The sequence below is a fragment of the Enterococcus sp. 3G6_DIV0642 genome, from assembly GCF_002140635.1.
GTDB lineage: Bacteria > Bacillota > Bacilli > Lactobacillales > Enterococcaceae > Enterococcus_D > Enterococcus_D casseliflavus.
This window is the reverse complement of sequence record NZ_NGLH01000001.1, coordinates 1,081,058-1,099,054: the sequence shown is the minus strand read 5'-3', so window position 1 is coordinate 1,099,054 and position 17,997 is coordinate 1,081,058. Positions and strand designations below refer to the sequence as shown.

Here is a 17,997-nt window from a genome sequence, read left to right as displayed (position 1 = left end):
CTTGTCTTTCCTCCTAACCGATGACCGTTAATAAGGTATCTTGTTTTTCAACATCTTGTTTGTCTGTTTCAACAATATCTAGGTAATCCGCCGTGTTTGAAATAATAATCGGTGTCACGATGGAATAGCCTTCTTTTTCCAATGCGTCTTTATCAAAACTCAAAAGTAATTGTCCCTTCGTTACTGAGTCTCCTTGGGCAACGGCTGGTTGGAAATACTGTCCTTTCAAATTCACTGTATCCATCCCTACATGAATCAGAACTTCAACACCATCTGCGGTCGTGATTCCCACAGCATGATTTGTCGGAAAAAGTGTTGAAACGATTCCATCTGCTGGTGCGTAGACCTTTCCTTCTGACGGAATGACAGCTAATCCTTTCCCTAACAATCCGCTGGAAAACGCTTCGTCTTTTACTTCTTTTAGTGGGATGATCGTTCCTCTAACTGGTGTTGCTAAATCATAGAGAACAGTTTGTCCAAGTTCATGATTCAGTGTCGATTGCTCCACGTTTTTTTCCTGAGTGCCTTCACTTGCTGGTTCGTCATCACTTTTAGGATTATAGGCATAAAAGAATGTGATCAAAAATCCTAATGCGAAGGCAACGGCACTAGCTAAGGCAAACCCGATAAAACTGTTATCAATGCCATTTTCTGGGTGAATAAATCGTGGTAAAGCGAAAATACCTGTCCCGCCGTTGATGTAGACTCTCGTTTTGAACAATCCCATGATTCCTCCTGCAACAGCGACTGCGATGGAGGTAGTATAAAATGCTTTTTTCCTTGGTAAGGTTACCCCATACAGTGCCGGCTCCGTGATACCAAAGATTGCCGAAAGAAAAGCAGGGAAGGCAATTTCTTTTAATTTTTTGTTTCTAGTTTTCAAAAAGATTGCGAGGGTGACTCCCGCCATCGCCACGGGTGTTGCCAGACCAGCCATCATCACGACATCGTACCCTAGTGTGGCATAGTTGTTCAAAGCGATCGGCACAAAGCCCCAATGCAGGCCAAACATAATGAAGACTTGCCAAAATCCACCGATAACAATACCCGCGATAATCGGACTAAATTCGTAAGCAGCTGACAATGCTTGTCCTAATAATAATCCTGCCCAAGTAGTAATCGGTCCAACGATTAGAAAGACTAATGGAACTGTGATGATCAAAGTCAGAAAAGAAACAAAGAAACTCCGCACTGCTCGTGGAATCAATAAAGAAAAGAAAGCTTCTAGTTTTGATGCCAAATAAGTAGCTGCAATAATCGGAATCACGCTTGAAGTATAGCTCATCAATATAACAGGGATTCCAAGAAAAGTAATATAGATTGGAGATTCTAAGACAGAACCTGCAAATAAGGTATACATCGCTTCGCTTCCGCCATTTGCTGCTACGATCGTCGGATAAACTAATGCTGCCCCGATCGCCATTCCGATAAAGGGTTTACCCCCAAATTTTTTCGAAGCAGTGTACCCTAGAAAGAGTGGGAAGAAATAAAACAATCCATCCCCTGTCGCATTTAAAATCAAATACGTCCCTGATGCTTTATCCAGCACTTCAAATGTTGTCAATAAAGCAAGTAACCCTTTGATCATCCCTGCTGCCATCAAGACATTGATGATCGGCGTAAAAATACCAGCGACAATATCGATAAATCGGTTTAAAATCCCTTTTGGTTCTTCCTCTTGTCCAGAAGTTTCTTCCGTATTCATATCGATCATGTCCGTAAATTCTTTATAAACTTCTGCTACGTGATTTCCGATAACTACTTGATATTGTCCCCCACTTTGGACGACGGTGACAACCCCCGGCAAATTTTTGATCGTTTGGGTCTGGGCTTTTGATTCATCTTTAAGTTTAAACCGAAGACGGGTAATACAATGCGTCAACCCAGCAATGTTTTCTTTTCCGCCGATATTCTTTAAAATTTGTTCATTCAATTCTTGGTATTGCATATCGTTCATTCCTTTCTCTACTATCAACCAATGAAAAAGGCAAGACCAAACAACACTACATTTCTTGTAGCCTTGTCAAGTCTTGCCTGCTTTACCAGTAACACCTTGAATTATTGATCGATCAATTTTTGTACATGAAGCGTTAAGTACAATTGTTCATCGTCATATAATGTTTTATTTAAATATTCGCCAATCAAACGGGTGGTTTCATAGGCTTTAGGATATTTATCGATCACATGAACTAATAGGGGATTCCCCACGCCTTCAACGATTTCCTTGTTTTCAATCCGTTTAAAAAAGAATCTCAAATGGGTGACGAAGCGATCGAAAGCTAAACTATTCTCATCAATGTGCACACGATTGTGAATACGAATAAGTGAAATAATGTCTTTGATTTTTTGTGTCAGCAATTCGATATCTTCCATCTTCTCTGAATCGTCATTGATTTGCGCATTAATAAAATGCATGGCGATATTACTGATCTCTGCCTCATTTAGGGAGAATTGCGTTTTGCTTTCGATCAACCGAACCGCATGCTCTCCTACTGCATACTCGTTGGGATAGAAACGCTTGATTTCCCAGGTCAAGCGATTGTTGATGCTGATCCCTTCTTCTTTCAAGCGAATCAAATTATAGATATGATCCGTCAAAGAGATGTAAATGGAATCACTTAATTGGTAGGAAATGACTTGCTTGCCATAACGGATAATATCATCCGCAAGAGATGCATATTGGATTGGAATGTTCTCTAGCAATTCTATCAAACGATCAGAGGATTTCTTATGAAGCACAAACACTTTTTCAATTTTTGATTCATCGGCGGTTTGTCCTGGTTTCATTTTGAAGCCAAGGCCGGTACCGATCCAGATAAAATCTTTGCCATCTTGTCCGACCAAAACTGCATTGTTGTTTAAGATTTTTTTGATCTTCAAGACGCTTCTCACCTCCTTAAAATGAAAAAAGGCGATACCTTAATACATGTGTAGGATCCATACACACGTAAAAAGGTATAGCCTGCATTATCAGTAACTACCCATTTGATTGCCTTTACTATACTATTTTTCTAGAAACGTTGCAAGCGTTTTATTGATTTTTCTTTTTTTGCTTCGTTTCAAATAGACACGGATCAGCCTTTCTCCAAACTGCTCACTGGTCAAGCAAACGGCTTTGCCCTTCGATTTTTTGGATCTCCGTAATGTCTTGCGTGACTTCTAGACAACCTAAATAGATGCCTGCTTCATTTTTTAATGCAAAGTAGCGAATATAGATTTTACGGCCCCGCATATCGATCCAAAATTCAGCTGTCTCCCTTGTACCCGCTCGAAAATCATCCAAAATCTGTTGCACGAGATGCATGCTTTTCGGTGGATGGCAGTTGACGACTTCACGACCTAAAACCGAATTCGTTCGTGGAAAGACGCGACTCTTGCCTTCTGAATAAAAGCGCACCCGCTCTTCACTATCTACAAAGGTCAAGTCCACTGGCAGCGTTTGAAAAATGGCCACCAATTGCTCAAATTGCAGATTACCAGTAGGCAATGAAACGGTCGGCTGTTCAGCAATTTGCGGTGAATCTTCCGTTTCTGTGACTTGAAATTCATCGAATCCTAAACCGGCTGCGATGCCAGCGGTTGTTTCTCGGGCTTGTTTGATCGCCGCTTGCCGTGCGGGTTCTGCCGCCTGTTCCTTTTCAAGGGCTTCTTGGCTCGGTTTCCAAGGAAGCGGTTCTGGGATAAAGGCAAAGCCGATGTCAAAACTGTCAGCCGCAATTTGTTCCCAATCTTTAAGACTGAAGACATCCAGCGTCATGGGCACCATGATTTCTTCTTCTTTGAAAATCATCTCTTCGATCTCGTTTTTGACTGCTTCCCATTGGACAGCGATTGGATTATAGGCAGCTTTTTCGGATGCCAAAAGCTCATTGAGCGCTTTGATCATAACCCGAATATCATCATCAACACCCCACATCACTTTTGGCGGCGCAGTGATGCCGTACTTCTCCATGTAAGAAAAAATCAACGTTTCTTTTCGCGCATAGTGTTTGTCGATCTGCATTAAATCATTGCAGGCAGCTTGTAGACGCTTTTTAGGCGTCCAATCACCGGTTTTGATTTTGGCTAAGAGGCTGTCGATCTCATCGGTCAACAGAGATTGCAGGACTTGGTTCTCCAATTTCAGGGTATGAACAGGATGGCCTGGTTGCCCATATTCTTCATTGGAGTGATGGATCTCGTTGATCGATCCTTTAAAAACAGCAGCATGAATATTGCACAAACGCTGAATCTCAGAAGGGTCCAACCCCGTTTGGATCAAAGCTTTTTCAGCAGCAGTGATCTCCGTCACATCCACACCATCAAATTCTTCGTTAAATAAGCGTTTAGCTTCTTCAAAGGAACCGCCTTGGTGAAGCAAACTCAGTATTTCGACGATCCGTTCTTGTCTTTGACTGTTGGTTTTCATTTCGTCGCTCCTTTCACAAGAAACCCTTGTTTTTCGAAAGCGAGACAAACCATTTCCAAGGGGATCTTCTTCATCTGAGCACCTTTGGTTATCGTCATATAACGTCCAGCAGTTTGCAGCATCCCTGGTTGATTGATCGCCGTAAACCCTAGTTGACTCATGATTTCTTGTATTTCAGGATATTGTGCCACAAGTTCATAGAGCGTTTTTGACAGATCGATTTCTTTCATAGTAAGGTCTTCCTTTCAGTGAGAATGATTCTCAATAAGATATCCTTAGTATAAATCATTTTGTTCAAAAATACACGAACTGCCGCAAACATTTATCAATCGATCATTTTTTTCTAAGATTGTCGGTAACGGCACACCACTTTTTCCAACCAATCGATACTGGCAAAAAGCAGATAGCCCATCAAAGCAATCAGGAGGATACCCGAAAGCATTTGTGGGTAGTCCATTTTTGACCACGCACTTAAGATCAGATAGCCGACACCATACGTCGTGTTATAGTTTTCGGCAAAAAAGAGGGAAGCCAACGCGATCCCGATACTGACCCGCACACTGGCAAAAAGTGCTGGCATAAGCGCGGGCAAAATAACGAAGCGCAAGACATGGCGCCATTGGTTGGTATAATTTTTCATGACTTGAAAATATGCTGGCGGGATCTTTGTGACTGCATCACGAATCGAGACGATCACTTGAATGACGATCACCGCAAAAATCAAGAGAATTTTTGAGAGATTGCCTAAGCCAAAGAAAATCATAAAGACGGGTAAAAACGCAACTTTAGGAATCGGATATAAAAAGTAAAGCAGTGGACCAAGCAGCCGATCCACTCTTTGGGATCGCCCAATCAAGATTCCTAACGGCACCCCGACTAGCAACGCCCCACTCAACGCCGCAAATACCCGCAGCAAACTGGCACCTGCGTGGATCAGCAAGACTTCTCGCAATGCCCAAAAACGTTCAGCTGTTTCTAAAGGATTAGGCAGTGAGCGATTGTTGGTCACCCAGCTTACACCCCACCAAACCACGACAAACGAACAGAAGCCCCAAGCAAAAGATTTGATGGTTTTCATTGCCTTGCCTCCCTCATCTGTTCTTTCAACTGCAAGACGACTTCATAAAAAGCCAATGAGTCTCGTTCCTGATGGCTGCCGTAAAAAGGATTACTGATCGGCGTAACGTCCTGATCTTTTAGCAGCAAAATCGTCTGCCCCAAAAACACTGCCTCTTCTGGATCGTGGGTCACCACGATCAAGCTGTTTTGTCTACGCTGCTGTTGGGCAGCGATCATGGCTTGGGCGTTTGCTTTGGTTTCTTGATCTAGCGAAGCAGTCGGCTCATCCAATAATAAAACATCGGGCTGTGTGATCAGCCCCCGCCCCATGGCGGTCCGCTGTTTTTGACCGCCGCTAAGCTGATGCGGATAGCGGTCCTGCACCTGCGTCAATCCCAACTCAGCCAAACAGCTGGCGACCCGTTTTTTACGGCGCTCACTGGGCGTTTGATTGATAATCAGCGGCATTTCCAGGGCTTGGTAGACTGTTTGCCAAGGAAACAAATGCAGTTCTTGGAAAACGACCTCGATGTTGTCAGGGGAACAGCCTTGGTAAGTGATCGTGCCCGATTGCGGTCGCTGCAACCCTTTGATCAAGGATAAAAGCGTGCTTTTGCCAATGCCCGATTCTCCCAGCAACACATAAGTCGCGCCTTGTTCAAAACAAAACGAAAGGTTTTTAAAAATGGCGGTATCTCCATAGGTAAAGGAAACGGAATCGAATAGAATACTCATAAGAGAATAAACTTCTTTCTTCAAATTATTTGTGTTGGTTTTCACATTTTATGCTATACTATTTTTTGCGTGATTGACAAGAAAGGATGGTTTATGATGTTTCAGACCCTCGTATTTCATGAAATACGTCCCGAAGCAGAACTTTATGATCAGGTTCGCCCGATCAAAGTCGCAGACGGTTATCAAGATGCCTTGCCTCTGCCCTTATTCAATAGCACTTCTCATTTTAAACAACAAATTGACTTTTTGAAAGCAGAAAATTACCATACGTTGACCCTTGCAGAAGTCAAAGATTTTTATTTCCAGCAGCAGCCGCTACCAGAAAAATCCGTGTTGCTGACCTTTGACGACTGCTACCAATCGATGAAAGAATATGCCTACCCACTGTTGAAAGAAGCTGGTTTCAAGGCAACAGCCTTTGTCGTGACTGGCTGGCTTTTTGATGCCCCTCAGCCTTACGAGCCAGAAGTTTCGCGGACATTGAGCAGCGCCGAATTAGCCGAAATGAGCGATGTCTTCGAATATGCCAACCATACCGATCATTTTCACGAACGCAAGGACCAGCAAGGGCGTTCAATGTGGGAAACACCAGCAGCCTTTGCGCAAGACTTACGAAGCTGCAATCAGCACGTGGCCATCAAGGATGTTTTTGCCTATCCCTTTGGCTTTTATGATCCGCAGACGATCGCTACCTTGGAAAAGGAAGGCTTCGTTCTAGCATTTACCACCAAACCAGGTATCAACACGGCACAAACCAAGCCAATGGAACTCCATCGGGCAGTCATCCCGTTCTCACTACCAATGGCTGCTTTTGAACAACGATTTAGAAACGAGGAAATGAACCAATGAAAAAAACGATTTTAGCAAGTATCCTAGCACTATTCGCTGTTGGCGCTGCCGCATGCGGTAACACTGGCGAAACAGCAAGTACCAGCAATTCCAGCACTAGCAGTACAGAAGCTGCGGTCACAGATCAAACATTGACGATCGGGGTGTTACCAGCAGAATCAGCGATTCCGATCATTCTAGCAAAAGAAGAAGGCTTTTTCGAAAAGCAAGGATTGACTGTGGAACTCAAATCCTTCACTTCCCCGAATGACCGCAATGTGGCGGTGCAGGCAGGCGAGCTGGATGGTACCATCAGCGATGTCATGACAGAAGCGACCTTTAAGCAAAACGGCATTGATATGACGATCACTTCTGATATTTTGGAAAACTTCAAGATTCTCGCTTCACCGAATTCAGGGATTACTGAGATGAAAGGGTTAGCGGATAAAAAAATCACCCTTGTACCGAATTTCATTTTAGAATACATCATGGACCAATTTGCACAGGAAAATGATTTTACCTATGACATCGTGGATATCGCTTCTTTTTCTGCCCGTTCCGAAGCATTGCTCAATGACCAAGTCGATGGCGCTGTTTATACGGAACCGCAAGCCAGCATGTTGGCTGCCCAAGGGGCGATTGTTTTAGGCAGCTCTAAAGATGCTGGCATCAAAGGCGGCACACTACAATTTATGGACGAAGTTATCCAAAATCGCCCGCAAGACCTAAAAGCATTCTACAGTGCTTACAACGAAGCCATCGATTACATGAATGCTCATTCAGCAAAAGACTATGCCGACATCTTGGCAGACTATCAATTTCCCGATGCTATGAGTACTTACTTAGACAGCCAGGAAGACTATCCGTATGCCCAGGCAGTGCCGCAAGAGCAATTCGACGCAATCATTGCTTGGACGAAAGACAAGGATCAAATCGACCAAGCGTATTCTTACAACGAGTTGACCAATTTCGATTTTTTACCCGCTGACGAATAAGAAACAACAAAAAAGACGCATTTGCGTCTTTTTTTGTTGTTTCACTTCTTTTTGATACTCTTTTTTGCTCGTGGCAAGAAATTCAGGTATACTTTTGACAAATCAGCTGCCATGAAAGGATTTGATGCAATGCCAACGATCGCTGTTTATGCCGACCAGAAAGAAGATACTTGGGAAGCACACTTGACTCACCAGTTAAAAATAAATGAAGAAAGGACCCAGGCTCATCAAACATTCCATAACGAACCTTTAACGATCGACGAATACTTCTTTACAGAAGATCCTACCCCTTTTCATACGAATCAAGCCGTCAGGCAGCAATTAGCAAGCAATGGCCGCAGCTGTCTGCCACTCGTGTATGTCGACGATCAGCTATTTTGCCAAGGCCGCTTGCCAACGATCCGTGAATGGGAACAATTGACGAAATCTGGGATCACTTTGCAATTTGATGAGTAGCAGCCACTGTTTTCTTTGCCAGACAAAACAACGCACCACGAGCCAATCATAAGCGTTTAGTTCTCCCCCTTCGCGGCAACTGCGTCGGTAACGCCTTTTTCTTCTTCCGTTAAACTTCGTTCGCTGATTTTAAAGAATGGATAGTAGATCGCCACACTAATCAGTAAGGAAGCGATACTCCAAAGAACAGCAGGGATATTGCCGCCGGTTGCAAGGTAAGTATTGATAAAGGGCGGTGTGGTCCACGGTGGATTGAACATGATTCGCCCAATGACATTGGTGACCGACAAGAAATACGTTCCGACACATAATACAAGGGGTGTCAGGATGAAAGGAATCATCATAATAGGGTTCATCACGATCGGAAACCCAAAAATGATTGGCTCATTGATACAAAAAATAGCAGAGGGCAAAGCCATCTTCCCTAGGGAACGATAGGCTTTTTTCTTTGAAACTAACATGTTGATGATCAGCCCCAGTGTTGAACCAGTGCCTCCATAGCACAAAAACATGATATAAAACCCGCCTGCAAAAATGTTCGGTAACGGTTCGCCTGCAGTGTAGGCTTCGGTATTGGCTGCTAATAAAGCTAGAAAAATCGGATCGCCGATACTCCCCATCACATTGCTGCCATGAATCCCTAAACACCAAAGCAACAAAATCAAAAAGGTATACAACAGCATCCCAGGCAATGTGTTTAGACCAACTGCCAGCGGTGAAAAGATGGCTTGCACGAATTGATTGACATTAAATTCCAACAAGACCCGAATCACCCAGGCACCCGTGATGATGGCAGCTCCAGGAAGCAAGACCGAAAAACTCTTGGCAACTGCGGGCGGCACTTCTGCTGGCATCCGAATCACTAAGCGGTGCTTGAGAAAAAAGCGATGGATCACTACTGTCGCAATCGCTGTGACGATTCCTGTAAACAGACCAGACGCCCCCAAAGAAGCTGGATCGATCGTCCATTCTTCCCCTGCCTGCAGCAGCAAAAACGCGCAGACTGCCAACACGACAGAACCGATCCGATCGATCTCATACGAAGCCGCCAAATAGTAGGCGATCCCGATACAAGCGGCCAGTCCCAAAATTCCAAATGTAAAATTGCTGGCGGCGCCTAGTTTGACGCCAAATTCCCCGACAAACTCGGTCCAGCCAGGAAAAGGCAGATTGGCTAAAATCAAAAAGAGACTGCCGATTATCGTCAGCGGCATCGTAACGGCGACTCCGTTGCGCACGGCAACTAAAAACCGATTTTCACTGATCCTAACCAATTTTGGTGCAAAATTTTCCTGAAACCCTTCAATCAACCGATTCATCCTGTCTCCTCCTACTAAATATCTCGCTTTTTTAATAAGAGTAGCATAAAAAACGCTTTCTGCATTTTTAGAACACTCGACGCCTTCCCGATTCCAAGAATACTGCTGGCTAACTGTTTCTTTGCCAAATGGGTAAAGCCCCTGCCAAATCACGTTCCTTCGACCAAGCAATGGCACCTGAGAGCAAAAAGAAACTAATGACGGTCCCTTCCCTCACCGCTAGCGGCAAGCCCAAACTGATCGCTAGCAAGAGTGCCCCCGAAATACAGACTGCATCAACGCCATAACGGTACTGCTTAAATGTCCAACGACTGCGTTGCGCCAGCAAATGACACCAGTGCTCGATTGGAAATTTCAGGACCTGCAACCGTAGGACTTGTCCCGTCGCCGTTCCAGAAATCAAGATCCCACCGATCAAAGCAGCTAGTTGGCTCCAATAATTCGTCAAGTGCAGCGATGCCAAGAAGTAGTAAACAAAGCCATTGATCAAATAGCCGAATGCCAGCAAAGCAAAAAACATAATCAAGTACTCACTGCCTTTTTGTTTGAGGGACGTCTGCCGCCGATCCAATAGCCAACAGGCAGCTAAAAAGCTCAAATTGATGGCTGTTGTGATGGTGCCGACTTTGATTCCTGACATCGTTGCCAGCGTAACATTCAAGGCATTAAAACTACTGACCCCAACGCTTGCCTTAATGGTCAAGCTGATCCCGAATGCACTCAACCCATAAAAAATCCCTGATCCTATCCATTGCTTTTTATTCATTTTTTCTCCCACACTTTCGTTTTTGCTTTTCTAAGTATGTGCTATACTGACTAAAAACAAATAGGAGATTTCTCCTAGTTTGGAGGGAAAAAGTGAAAAAAACCGCTTATGCCTTGGCAATAAAGCAGGTACCAATCAAAGAAAGCTGCCCCTTGCCGATTCCTGAGGAGATTTTACAACAAAGTGCCCTCTGGACCTTTGATCATCGAGAAGCGATCCAAAAAGAAACGGTGCCGATGTCGGTCTTTTTCGTCCTATTGACTGGCAAAGCCAAGATCATTCAAACGCAAGAAAACGGCAAACGTGCCTTGCTGCAGTTTCTCCATCCTGGTGATTGCATTGGCGATCTCACGTTGATTGGCGCCGAAACAGTACCGAAAACCGCGGTTGCGATCGGTGAAACAACATGTCTGGGCATTCCTATGAAAGCAGCGGACCACGGGCTCATGCAAGACCTGGCTTTCGTACAAACACTAGGCAAAACTATCGGTGAAAAATTGCTGCTGCGTATGGATCATTTTTCCGTCAATCAAACCTATCCCTTAGCATGGCGCCTTGCCCAGCTACTGTTGGAAGCTTCGATCGATGATCTTTTTCAAGAAAAATTGACGGAGACCGCCGAATACTTAGGCGTGAGCTATCGCCATTTGACGTATACCTTAAAAGATTTCAAAACGCAAAAACTAGTGGTCAAAACTGCTGACGGCTATCGGATCGATGCGCCTGCGCTGCAGACCTTTATCCAAAACCAACAAAAGCAGTAGTAAGCAAAAACGACAGCGAAATAGTTGGTATGATACACCCTCTAAAAGCCAGAGAGAAAGCTGACTTTTAGGGGGCGCAACAAGAAAAACCAACTGTTTGCTGTCGTTTTCGGGACGTTGCTTTATTTTTTCGCCAATGCCCAAGCATTGACACTAACCGTGCCGGTTCCGCTGAGAGCGATCGCCGCGGTCCGTTTGGGATACACGCGAGAAGTCAAACAATATTGCCCGCCATTTAGGAAGATCTCAATGGAAGACGTATCGACGAAAATCTGTAGCTGCATCAGTTCATCGACCTTGACACTACGCTGTTTACGACCATAGCTAGAAACGCCATGATGAATCGTAAAGACGCCAGCTTCATAAGCCAAAGTCGTATCTTGCAAAAGCCCAAGCTGGAAATGCTGCAAGGGTGCTTCCGCCGTAACTTTCAACTCATATACCGATTCATCGAAAGACAAGTGCTGCGGTTTCTCTGATAGCACAATTTTTTGGCTGACTTGCTTGTCTCGCAATTTTTGAAATTCTGGCAAAGGTTCTTGATACAACTGGTCATTTTTGACCGAAAGCTGTCTTGGCAGCGTTGCGGCATGCTGCCAGCCACGAGGGATCGTAGGATTGCTGTATTCAGGACTGGTATCCCCTAGTCCCATCCAGCCCCATAAGATGCGGCGTTTCTGCTCATCTTCAAAGGTTTGTGGGGCATAGAAGTCAAACCCATAATCAAGTTCGCGAAACGCAGAAGTTTCTTTAAACGTCAGAGTCTCCCAATCCACCTCACCAATCAGATACCCTGATTGATGGATATTTTGGCAGGAATGTTCTTTGGCTGCCAAGCCTTGCGGTGAGAAGACCAACACATCTTTGCCATCTAAATGGAAGTAGTCTGGGCATTCCCACATGTAGCCTAGAGCATAGTCCTCACCGAAAAAGATTCCTCGATAGGTCCATTCATTTAAATCCGTCGATTCATAAATCAAAATTTTGCCTTCGTTTTCCAACGTACGCGCGCCTAGCAGCATATAGTAGGTGTCTTCGTGGGCAAAAACCTTTGGGTCACGAATATGATCGGTAAATCCTTCAGGGTAGTCCTCATGAGGAATCACGACTTCTTGCTTTTCGACGGTATAGCCGTCTTTGCTGATTACATGGACCGTGTTTTGTTCTCGTCCACTAAAGGTATAGTCATGATCACCTGGATGTTTGACATTCCCAGTATAGAAGAAATGGATCGCGTCATTCTCGATAAAGGCAGAGCCCGAGTAGACCCCGTCTTTGTCATAGTCGTGTTCGGGAGAAAGAAACAGCGCTTCTTCTTGAAACGTGACATAATCCGTCGACGTTTTGTGTCCCCAGTGAGGTGGTTCCCCGCCATGGGGCGTTTGCGGTACATATTGATGGTAAAAATGAACCACGCCTTTGAATTGGCAAAGACCATTCGGGTCGTTCATCCATCCTGTTTCTGGCATCAAATGGTAGTTCAAGCGCCACGCATCAGCACTGATTTTTTCTGCTAAATCGTTTTGGGTTTGGGCAAGTTGTGCCCAGTATTCCTTCGTTAACAATGTGGTACCTCTTTTCTCTTGCCGATGAACAACAAGGGATTATTTATTGGTTCAACTCTTTGGCTAGCGGCTTGCGCTGCAATTGGACACCAGCAAAACCGACACCAAAGGCAATCAAAATCACGACAACGTATTTCAGCATGGCTCCGAAATCTCCAGTATACAACAACAGTCCTGGAATAAAAGTGATGCCCATCCCAGTGGCAGCTAATTGGAAGACATACGTCGCAAACCCACCGACTGCGCCTCCCAGCATGCCTGCGCCAAAAATCCGCATCGAGCGTAAGTTGACCCCAAATAGTAAAGGTTCAGTGATCCCAAATAAGGTTGGAACCGCCGCACTGATGGCATTTGAGCGTTTGACTTTGTTTTTATAAATAAATGCCGCAGCAATCGCAGCCCCAAATTGTCCCGCCATACTTGCTGTACCTAAGACTTGTAGGACGTTTTCGCCTGTCGTATTCAATAACCCTAACTCAATAATACTTAACGAATGGTGCAATCCAGTGATTACGATCACTTGCTGAACCCCTCCGTAAATGATATAACCGATGCCCAATGGTGCTTGCACCAAGTAGACGATACTGTTGATGACTGCTCTTTCAGCTACTTGCAAGATTGGTCCTAACGCAAACAAAATCAAACCTAAAGTAATGACAATCGTTAAGAATGGTGTCACGATCAAGTCCATCATTTGCGGAACAAATTTACGGAACCATTTTTCTAGCTTAGAAACTAAGATCCCGACAATAATTGCTGGAAAAATCGACCCTTGATACCCAGAGATCGATAAACCGAATAAGTGCAATGGCTCTGCATCTCCGCTGGCAACTGCCCAAGCGTTCGGCAATTGCGGTGCCACCATCATCAATCCTACCACGATCCCGATGATCGGATTACCGCCGAATTTTTTCGTCGCACTATAGGCAATCAAAACAGGTAAAAAGGCAAACGCTGTATCCGTTAACATTTCAAACATAGCTAACCAGTCAGCACTATAAGTGACCCCCAACTCGGTCAATAATCCCCGAATCCCCATCAAAAGCCCCGTCGTTACCAAAGCTGGAATCAATGGCACCAAGACATCTGACAACGTGCGGACAACTTTTTGGACGGGTGACAGATTCGAATACACATCATCTTTGAAGCCAGCTTTATCAGCGGAGGCGTCATTGCCCATTTCTGCTGCGAAGGCTTGATAAACTTCATTGACTTTTCCTGTTCCAAAAATGAACTGATGCTGTCCCGTGTTGAAAAAATAGCCCTTGCTGCCCTCAACTGCTTCCGCTTTGTCTTTATCTACTAACTGATCGTCTTTCAAAATCAAGCGCAAACGTGTGGCACAGTGTTCAAAGTTTTTGACATTTTCTTTGCCGCCAACAGCTTCTAACACTTGGTCGATCGTTTTTTGTTCCTTCATTTTTCCCACTCCTTTGATCGTCGGTCCATTTGTGGAACCGGTTCTACATTTGTAGATTAACAGAAACCGTTTGCAATTGCAAGCAAAGAAAATAAAAAAACAGAACGCCGCAACTGGACGTCCTGTTTTCTCTAAAAATGTTTGCTTTATTTCTCCTGCTTGTCAAGCTTGGCAGTCGACTGTTTGACCACTAATCGATTCGGTAATTCGATCACCTCAGGAACCTCTTCCCCTTGCGTCAGTTTTTGGATCGTTAAGACGGCATCGATGCCTAATTGGACATAGGGATATTGGGTCGTTGTGATGGTCGGATAGACATAATCCGTCGAATCATAGCCGCCAAATCCGTTCAAGGAAAAGTCTTGCGGCACCTGATACCCTAGTTCATGGGCGGCTTTCAATACAGCAACAGCAATATTGTCGGTAGCACAGGCGATGTACGTTGCCGTTTGATCTTTCAAGAACACAAGGGCTTTTTGGTACGTTTCTCTTCTTGAAAAGGAGGTTTCGATAAAGTCGACTTTGACGTTAGGCGTTTGTGCCAAGACATCAAGAAATCCTTTTTTCCGCAAGACACCTACCGCATAATCATTTTCGCTGACTCCAACAAATAAATAACGTCGGTGGCCAGCGCTGACTGCATATTCTGCCATGGTTTTGCCAGCTTGATAATCTTCATGGACGATGGAATGAATGCCAGCTAACTGTTGACCTAACAATAAAACCGGCATAGGAACCTCTGCCAGCACCGCTTGTAGCTGCGGCGTGATTTTGCGCGCAAACAGGATCATCCCTGCTACTTTTTGTTTGACTAGCATTTCGATATTTTCTAATTCCCGTTCATCGCTTTGATCAGAGTTGGTGATCAGCATTTGATAGCCGTTTTCCCGTGCCGTCGTATCGATCCCTTTCAACACATCATTTGTCGATGGTGAATTCAGTCGAGGAATGATCACGCCCAGCAATTTCGTGTCTTGGGCTTTCAGCGAACGAGCAAATGTATTGGGGCGATAGCCAGTTTCAGCAATGATCTGATCAATTTTTTTGCGCTTTTCTTCACTGATATAGCCATTGTTCAGATAGCGGGAAACCGTACTTTTCGCTACTCCCGCCTTTTCAGCAATGTCCTTGATCGTTGTCATGATTTCCCACCTTTGCGTTTTCTTTTATTATAACAATAACAGAAAGAAAAGCGCAGGTTTTGCGTGAAAATTGTTGGGTTGGGCGGTTTTGGAATGAAGTTTCACTTTCTCGTTGCTTTAATACCCTGGTCCTTGGTATGCCATAAATGATCCATCTAAAAAACTTCGTAATTCTGCTTAAAATCTAACATCTATTTTTCTGAGATGTTCATCCATCTTTTCAAACAATATTTCATTGCGGTTTCTTATCTATCTTATGTAAAGTGCGTTTTGAACTTTTGATGTGTTCAAAATACATTAAATCTCACTGTTGTCTTCTCCTTCCATAGTATTGCAAGGTATACTATCTCTAAGAGGTGATACTATGCTTATTACTAAATCAAGTCTACAAGGCAATTCCATCGTCGTTACGCTTCCTTCTGATAACGGAAAAAATCCTCCTGAAAACCAAGAATATATTGTTGTCTACGCAGAGGATGGGACGATCATTCTTGTTCCTAAAATTGAAGATCCTTTTAATGGTGGAGTGGAATCAGAGTTTTATGAAAAAGATGCGTGGGAAGACCTTTCATCTGAAGGGAAAATGATTTTTTAGTAACTAATGTTCAAACATACATTTCCAAAAAGCGACTATCGCTTGGATCGACTTTGCCCCTTCGGCTGGAAAGGAAATTCAAAAAAAAGACGTCCTGGCTTAGATATTTAACCGTTATTCGATTCTGATCATTTTTATAGCAAGCGGCATATAATAAAAAAACCAGCTAAGCTGCGCTTAACTGGTTTTTTCATTAGTAGAAATCGTACTTTAACTTTACTTTAAATCACCTCTACCCACGGTCCATCTTAACCCCGATGCTTTTTCGATAAGTTGCTATTTTTCAGCAGACATTAAATACTATTGAGTACTTCGTTTGCATACTAAGATCGTACCCACACAATTCTTTAAAATAATTTTGATAATCACTTTCAATAATTCTTATAATGTCGGCTTCTGAAAAATCCTCATACTTTGATAAATCAGCTAATAGACTCAGTTTCGCATCAATCCCAAGAATTTTAGGAAAAACCTTCCAAAACGTTTCTTTCGAAATTTCATCTATCAATTGATTTAACCGTTCCAGTTGTTTTTCTAAGTAGTCTTCCAGCATGTCTTTCTCTCTTGGCAGAGATCTAATCTCTTCTAGAAAATATTCGTTATATTCTTTTTTCGTCGAAAACATCAATTCAATTGAACTCCTTTCCACTTTTTACTGATTATTACCATCTACTATAAAAGTAAACCGTGATCCTCTTCATTTAGTGAATGATTTTTCTGAAGTTTTTTTAGATTTGAGAAAGCAGCAAAACCTCCACGGGCTTTGCTGCTTTCTTTTTATATTGACTATTCTAAAAACTAATTATCTTGTTTTTTTCTTCTTGTCAAAGATAATGAAAATGGCAAATAACAGTAGTAGTGATCCAACAATGATCATGATTCGTTGTCCAACCATCGCTTCCCCAGTATTGGGAAGTTTTGGATCGTTAGAATCTTCCTTCTCATTTTCTGGATTCTCTTTTTCAGGTGTATTTTGCCCACCGTTATTTTCTTCTTTATGATAGACATAAATCACTTCTTGCACGTCATTCGTAAACGTTCCAGATGCGTTATCTGGTATTTCCTTCACGGTCCAACCAGAAATTTCTTTTGGCTTACTCTCGTATGGCAGACCAACTTTTCCGCTTAGAATCGTTGGTTCTGATAGTTGATTTCCTTCGGTATCTTCATATTTGACTGTTACAGGTGCTGCATCGGAGCGGTCATAGATATAGATTACTTCTTGCGCTTCTTCAGTAAACGTTCCAGACACATTGCTTGGCATTTCTGGAACATACCAGCCTGGAATTTCTTTCGGTTTGCTTTCATATGGCAGACCAACTTTTCCACTTAGAATCGTTGGTTCCGAAAGCTGATTCCCTTCGGTATCCTCATACTTAACTGTTACAGGTGCCGCATCCGAGCGGTCGTAAACATAGATCACTTCCTGTGGGTCTTCGCTAAAAATTCCACGAGCATTGCTTGGCATTTCTGGCACATACCACCCTGGAATATCTTTCGGTTCGCTTTCATATGGCAGACCAACTTTTCCGCTTAGAATCGTTGGTTCCGACAGTTGGTTTCCTTCGCCATCTTCATACTTGACCGTCACTGGTGCTGCATCCGAACGGTCATAGATATAGATTACTTCTTGCGCTTCTTCAGTAAACGTTCCATGAGCATTGCTTGGTGTCTCGGGCACATACCAGCCTGGAATTTCTTTCGGTTCGCTTTCGTATGGTAAGCCAACTTTTCCACTTAAGATCGTTGGCTCCGATAGCTGATTCCCTTCGGTATCCTCATACTTAACTGTTACGGGGGCTGCATCCGATCGATCATAGATATAGACCACTTCTTGCGCTTCTTTTCCGAAAATTCCATGAGCATTGCTTGGCGTTTCTGGAACATACCACCCATGGATTTCTTTTGGTTCACTTTCATATGGCAGACCAATTTTTCCGCTTAG

18 protein-coding genes are annotated in these 17,997 nt (G+C 43.6%); 5 read left to right on the top strand and 13 right to left on the bottom strand.

Annotation, left to right across the window (positions count from 1 at the left end):
• Nucleotides 1–13 precede the first annotated feature (13 nt).
• From A5878_RS05305 to A5878_RS05280, 6 genes are all read right to left on the bottom strand, one after another.
• On the bottom strand, nt 14–1,948 hold the full coding sequence (locus A5878_RS05305) for a beta-glucoside-specific PTS transporter subunit IIABC (RefSeq protein WP_086294845.1): 1,935 nt from the start codon (nt 1,946–1,948) through the stop codon (nt 14–16).
• 110 nt (nt 1,949–2,058) lie between these two features.
• Nucleotides 2,059–2,880 (bottom strand): PRD domain-containing protein, encoded by an 822-nt coding sequence (locus A5878_RS05300; protein ID WP_086294844.1) that lies wholly within the window; start codon nt 2,878–2,880, stop codon nt 2,059–2,061.
• 214 nt (nt 2,881–3,094) lie between these two features.
• Nucleotides 3,095–4,408 (bottom strand): DUF438 domain-containing protein, encoded by a 1,314-nt coding sequence (locus A5878_RS05295; protein WP_086294843.1) that lies wholly within the window; start codon nt 4,406–4,408, stop codon nt 3,095–3,097.
• Nucleotides 4,405–4,638, bottom strand: coding sequence for a DUF1858 domain-containing protein (locus A5878_RS05290; protein ID WP_086294842.1), 234 nt, complete (start codon nt 4,636–4,638; stop codon nt 4,405–4,407). Before A5878_RS05290 ends, A5878_RS05295 begins: the two co-directional genes overlap by 4 nt.
• 113 nt (nt 4,639–4,751) lie before the next feature.
• Entirely contained in the window at nt 4,752–5,486 is a 735-nt protein-coding gene (locus tag A5878_RS05285) for an ABC transporter permease (protein ID WP_086294841.1), read from the bottom strand.
• Complete coding sequence (locus tag A5878_RS05280) at nt 5,483–6,202, bottom strand: ABC transporter ATP-binding protein (RefSeq protein ID WP_256925766.1); 720 nt, start codon at nt 6,200–6,202, stop codon at nt 5,483–5,485. Before A5878_RS05280 ends, A5878_RS05285 begins: the two co-directional genes overlap by 4 nt.
• Before the next feature lie 96 nt (nt 6,203–6,298).
• Between A5878_RS05280 and A5878_RS05275 the strand changes: the two genes are divergently transcribed.
• The 3 genes from A5878_RS05275 to A5878_RS05265 are packed head-to-tail and all read left to right on the top strand — an operon-like array spanning nt 6,299 to nt 8,481.
• Nucleotides 6,299–7,051, top strand: coding sequence for a polysaccharide deacetylase family protein (locus A5878_RS05275; protein ID WP_179190629.1), 753 nt, complete (start codon nt 6,299–6,301; stop codon nt 7,049–7,051).
• Nucleotides 7,048–8,025, top strand: coding sequence for an ABC transporter substrate-binding protein (locus A5878_RS05270; RefSeq protein ID WP_086294838.1), 978 nt, complete (start codon nt 7,048–7,050; stop codon nt 8,023–8,025). Before A5878_RS05275 ends, A5878_RS05270 begins: the two co-directional genes overlap by 4 nt.
• A gap of 51 nt (nt 8,026–8,076) precedes the next feature.
• Complete coding sequence (locus A5878_RS05265) at nt 8,077–8,481, top strand: arsenic metallochaperone ArsD family protein (protein WP_086295806.1); 405 nt, start codon at nt 8,077–8,079, stop codon at nt 8,479–8,481.
• Between the two features lie 56 nt (nt 8,482–8,537).
• Here the strand turns inward: A5878_RS05265 and A5878_RS05260 are convergent, their stop codons facing one another.
• A complete protein-coding gene (locus A5878_RS05260; protein WP_010747740.1) occupies nt 8,538–9,800 on the bottom strand; it encodes a PTS sugar transporter subunit IIC in 1,263 nt (420 codons plus the stop codon).
• A 109-nt stretch (nt 9,801–9,909) separates the two neighbouring features.
• Nucleotides 9,910–10,566 (bottom strand): YitT family protein, encoded by a 657-nt coding sequence (locus A5878_RS05255; protein WP_086294837.1) that lies wholly within the window; start codon nt 10,564–10,566, stop codon nt 9,910–9,912.
• A gap of 92 nt (nt 10,567–10,658) precedes the next feature.
• On the opposite strand from A5878_RS05255, the gene A5878_RS05250 reads away from it, so the two are divergent.
• Nucleotides 10,659–11,330 (top strand): cyclic nucleotide-binding domain-containing protein, encoded by a 672-nt coding sequence (locus A5878_RS05250; RefSeq protein WP_086294836.1) that lies wholly within the window; start codon nt 10,659–10,661, stop codon nt 11,328–11,330.
• Nucleotides 11,331–11,452: 122 nt separating this feature from the next.
• Here the strand turns inward: A5878_RS05250 and A5878_RS05245 are convergent, their stop codons facing one another.
• The 3 genes from A5878_RS05245 to A5878_RS05235 all read right to left on the bottom strand — a co-directional run bounded on the left by A5878_RS05245 (nt 11,453) and on the right by A5878_RS05235 (nt 15,457).
• Entirely contained in the window at nt 11,453–12,895 is a 1,443-nt protein-coding gene (locus tag A5878_RS05245) for a glycoside hydrolase family 32 protein (protein ID WP_086294835.1), read from the bottom strand.
• A gap of 43 nt (nt 12,896–12,938) precedes the next feature.
• Nucleotides 12,939–14,315 (bottom strand): PTS transporter subunit EIIC, encoded by a 1,377-nt coding sequence (locus A5878_RS05240; RefSeq protein ID WP_015509272.1) that lies wholly within the window; start codon nt 14,313–14,315, stop codon nt 12,939–12,941.
• 146 nt (nt 14,316–14,461) lie between these two features.
• Nucleotides 14,462–15,457: a LacI family DNA-binding transcriptional regulator gene (locus A5878_RS05235; RefSeq protein ID WP_086294834.1), complete on the bottom strand. Its 996-nt coding sequence runs from the start codon at nt 15,455–15,457 to the stop codon at nt 14,462–14,464.
• Nucleotides 15,458–15,821: 364 nt separating this feature from the next.
• On the opposite strand from A5878_RS05235, the gene mazE reads away from it, so the two are divergent.
• Entirely contained in the window at nt 15,822–16,052 is a 231-nt protein-coding gene (gene mazE, locus A5878_RS05230; protein WP_074534981.1) for a type II toxin-antitoxin system PemI/MazE family antitoxin, read from the top strand.
• A 283-nt stretch (nt 16,053–16,335) separates the two neighbouring features.
• On the opposite strand, the gene A5878_RS05225 is transcribed toward mazE, so the two are convergent.
• Together A5878_RS05225 and A5878_RS05220 are read right to left on the bottom strand one after the other, a co-directional pair.
• Complete coding sequence (locus A5878_RS05225; RefSeq protein WP_081343842.1) at nt 16,336–16,677, bottom strand: hypothetical protein; 342 nt, start codon at nt 16,675–16,677, stop codon at nt 16,336–16,338.
• A 177-nt stretch (nt 16,678–16,854) separates the two neighbouring features.
• A partial coding sequence (locus A5878_RS05220) for a MucBP domain-containing protein (protein WP_179190628.1) occupies nt 16,855–17,997 on the bottom strand: 1,143 nt, incomplete at its 5' end.

What these genes read in the sequence shown, in the direction of transcription:
- A5878_RS05305 (WP_086294845.1), bottom strand. Translation starts at nt 1,948, where the DNA reads ATGCAATACCAAGAATTGAATGAACAAATTTTAAAGAATATCGGCGGA.
- A5878_RS05295 (WP_086294843.1), bottom strand. Translation starts at nt 4,408, where the DNA reads ATGAAAACCAACAGTCAAAGACAAGAACGGATCGTCGAAATACTGAGT.
- A5878_RS05290 (WP_086294842.1), bottom strand. Translation starts at nt 4,638, where the DNA reads ATGAAAGAAATCGATCTGTCAAAAACGCTCTATGAACTTGTGGCACAA.
- A5878_RS05285 (WP_086294841.1), bottom strand. Translation starts at nt 5,486, where the DNA reads ATGAAAACCATCAAATCTTTTGCTTGGGGCTTCTGTTCGTTTGTCGTG.
- A5878_RS05280 (WP_256925766.1), bottom strand. Translation starts at nt 6,202, where the DNA reads ATGAGTATTCTATTCGATTCCGTTTCCTTTACCTATGGAGATACCGCC.
- A5878_RS05275 (WP_179190629.1), top strand. Translation starts at nt 6,299, where the DNA reads ATGTTTCAGACCCTCGTATTTCATGAAATACGTCCCGAAGCAGAACTT.
- A5878_RS05270 (WP_086294838.1), top strand. Translation starts at nt 7,048, where the DNA reads ATGAAAAAAACGATTTTAGCAAGTATCCTAGCACTATTCGCTGTTGGC.
- A5878_RS05260 (WP_010747740.1), bottom strand. Translation starts at nt 9,800, where the DNA reads ATGAATCGGTTGATTGAAGGGTTTCAGGAAAATTTTGCACCAAAATTG.
- A5878_RS05255 (WP_086294837.1), bottom strand. Translation starts at nt 10,566, where the DNA reads ATGAATAAAAAGCAATGGATAGGATCAGGGATTTTTTATGGGTTGAGT.
- A5878_RS05240 (WP_015509272.1), bottom strand. Translation starts at nt 14,315, where the DNA reads ATGAAGGAACAAAAAACGATCGACCAAGTGTTAGAAGCTGTTGGCGGC.
- A5878_RS05235 (WP_086294834.1), bottom strand. Translation starts at nt 15,457, where the DNA reads ATGACAACGATCAAGGACATTGCTGAAAAGGCGGGAGTAGCGAAAAGT.
- mazE (WP_074534981.1), top strand. Translation starts at nt 15,822, where the DNA reads ATGCTTATTACTAAATCAAGTCTACAAGGCAATTCCATCGTCGTTACG.
- A5878_RS05225 (WP_081343842.1), bottom strand. Translation starts at nt 16,677, where the DNA reads ATGTTTTCGACGAAAAAAGAATATAACGAATATTTTCTAGAAGAGATT.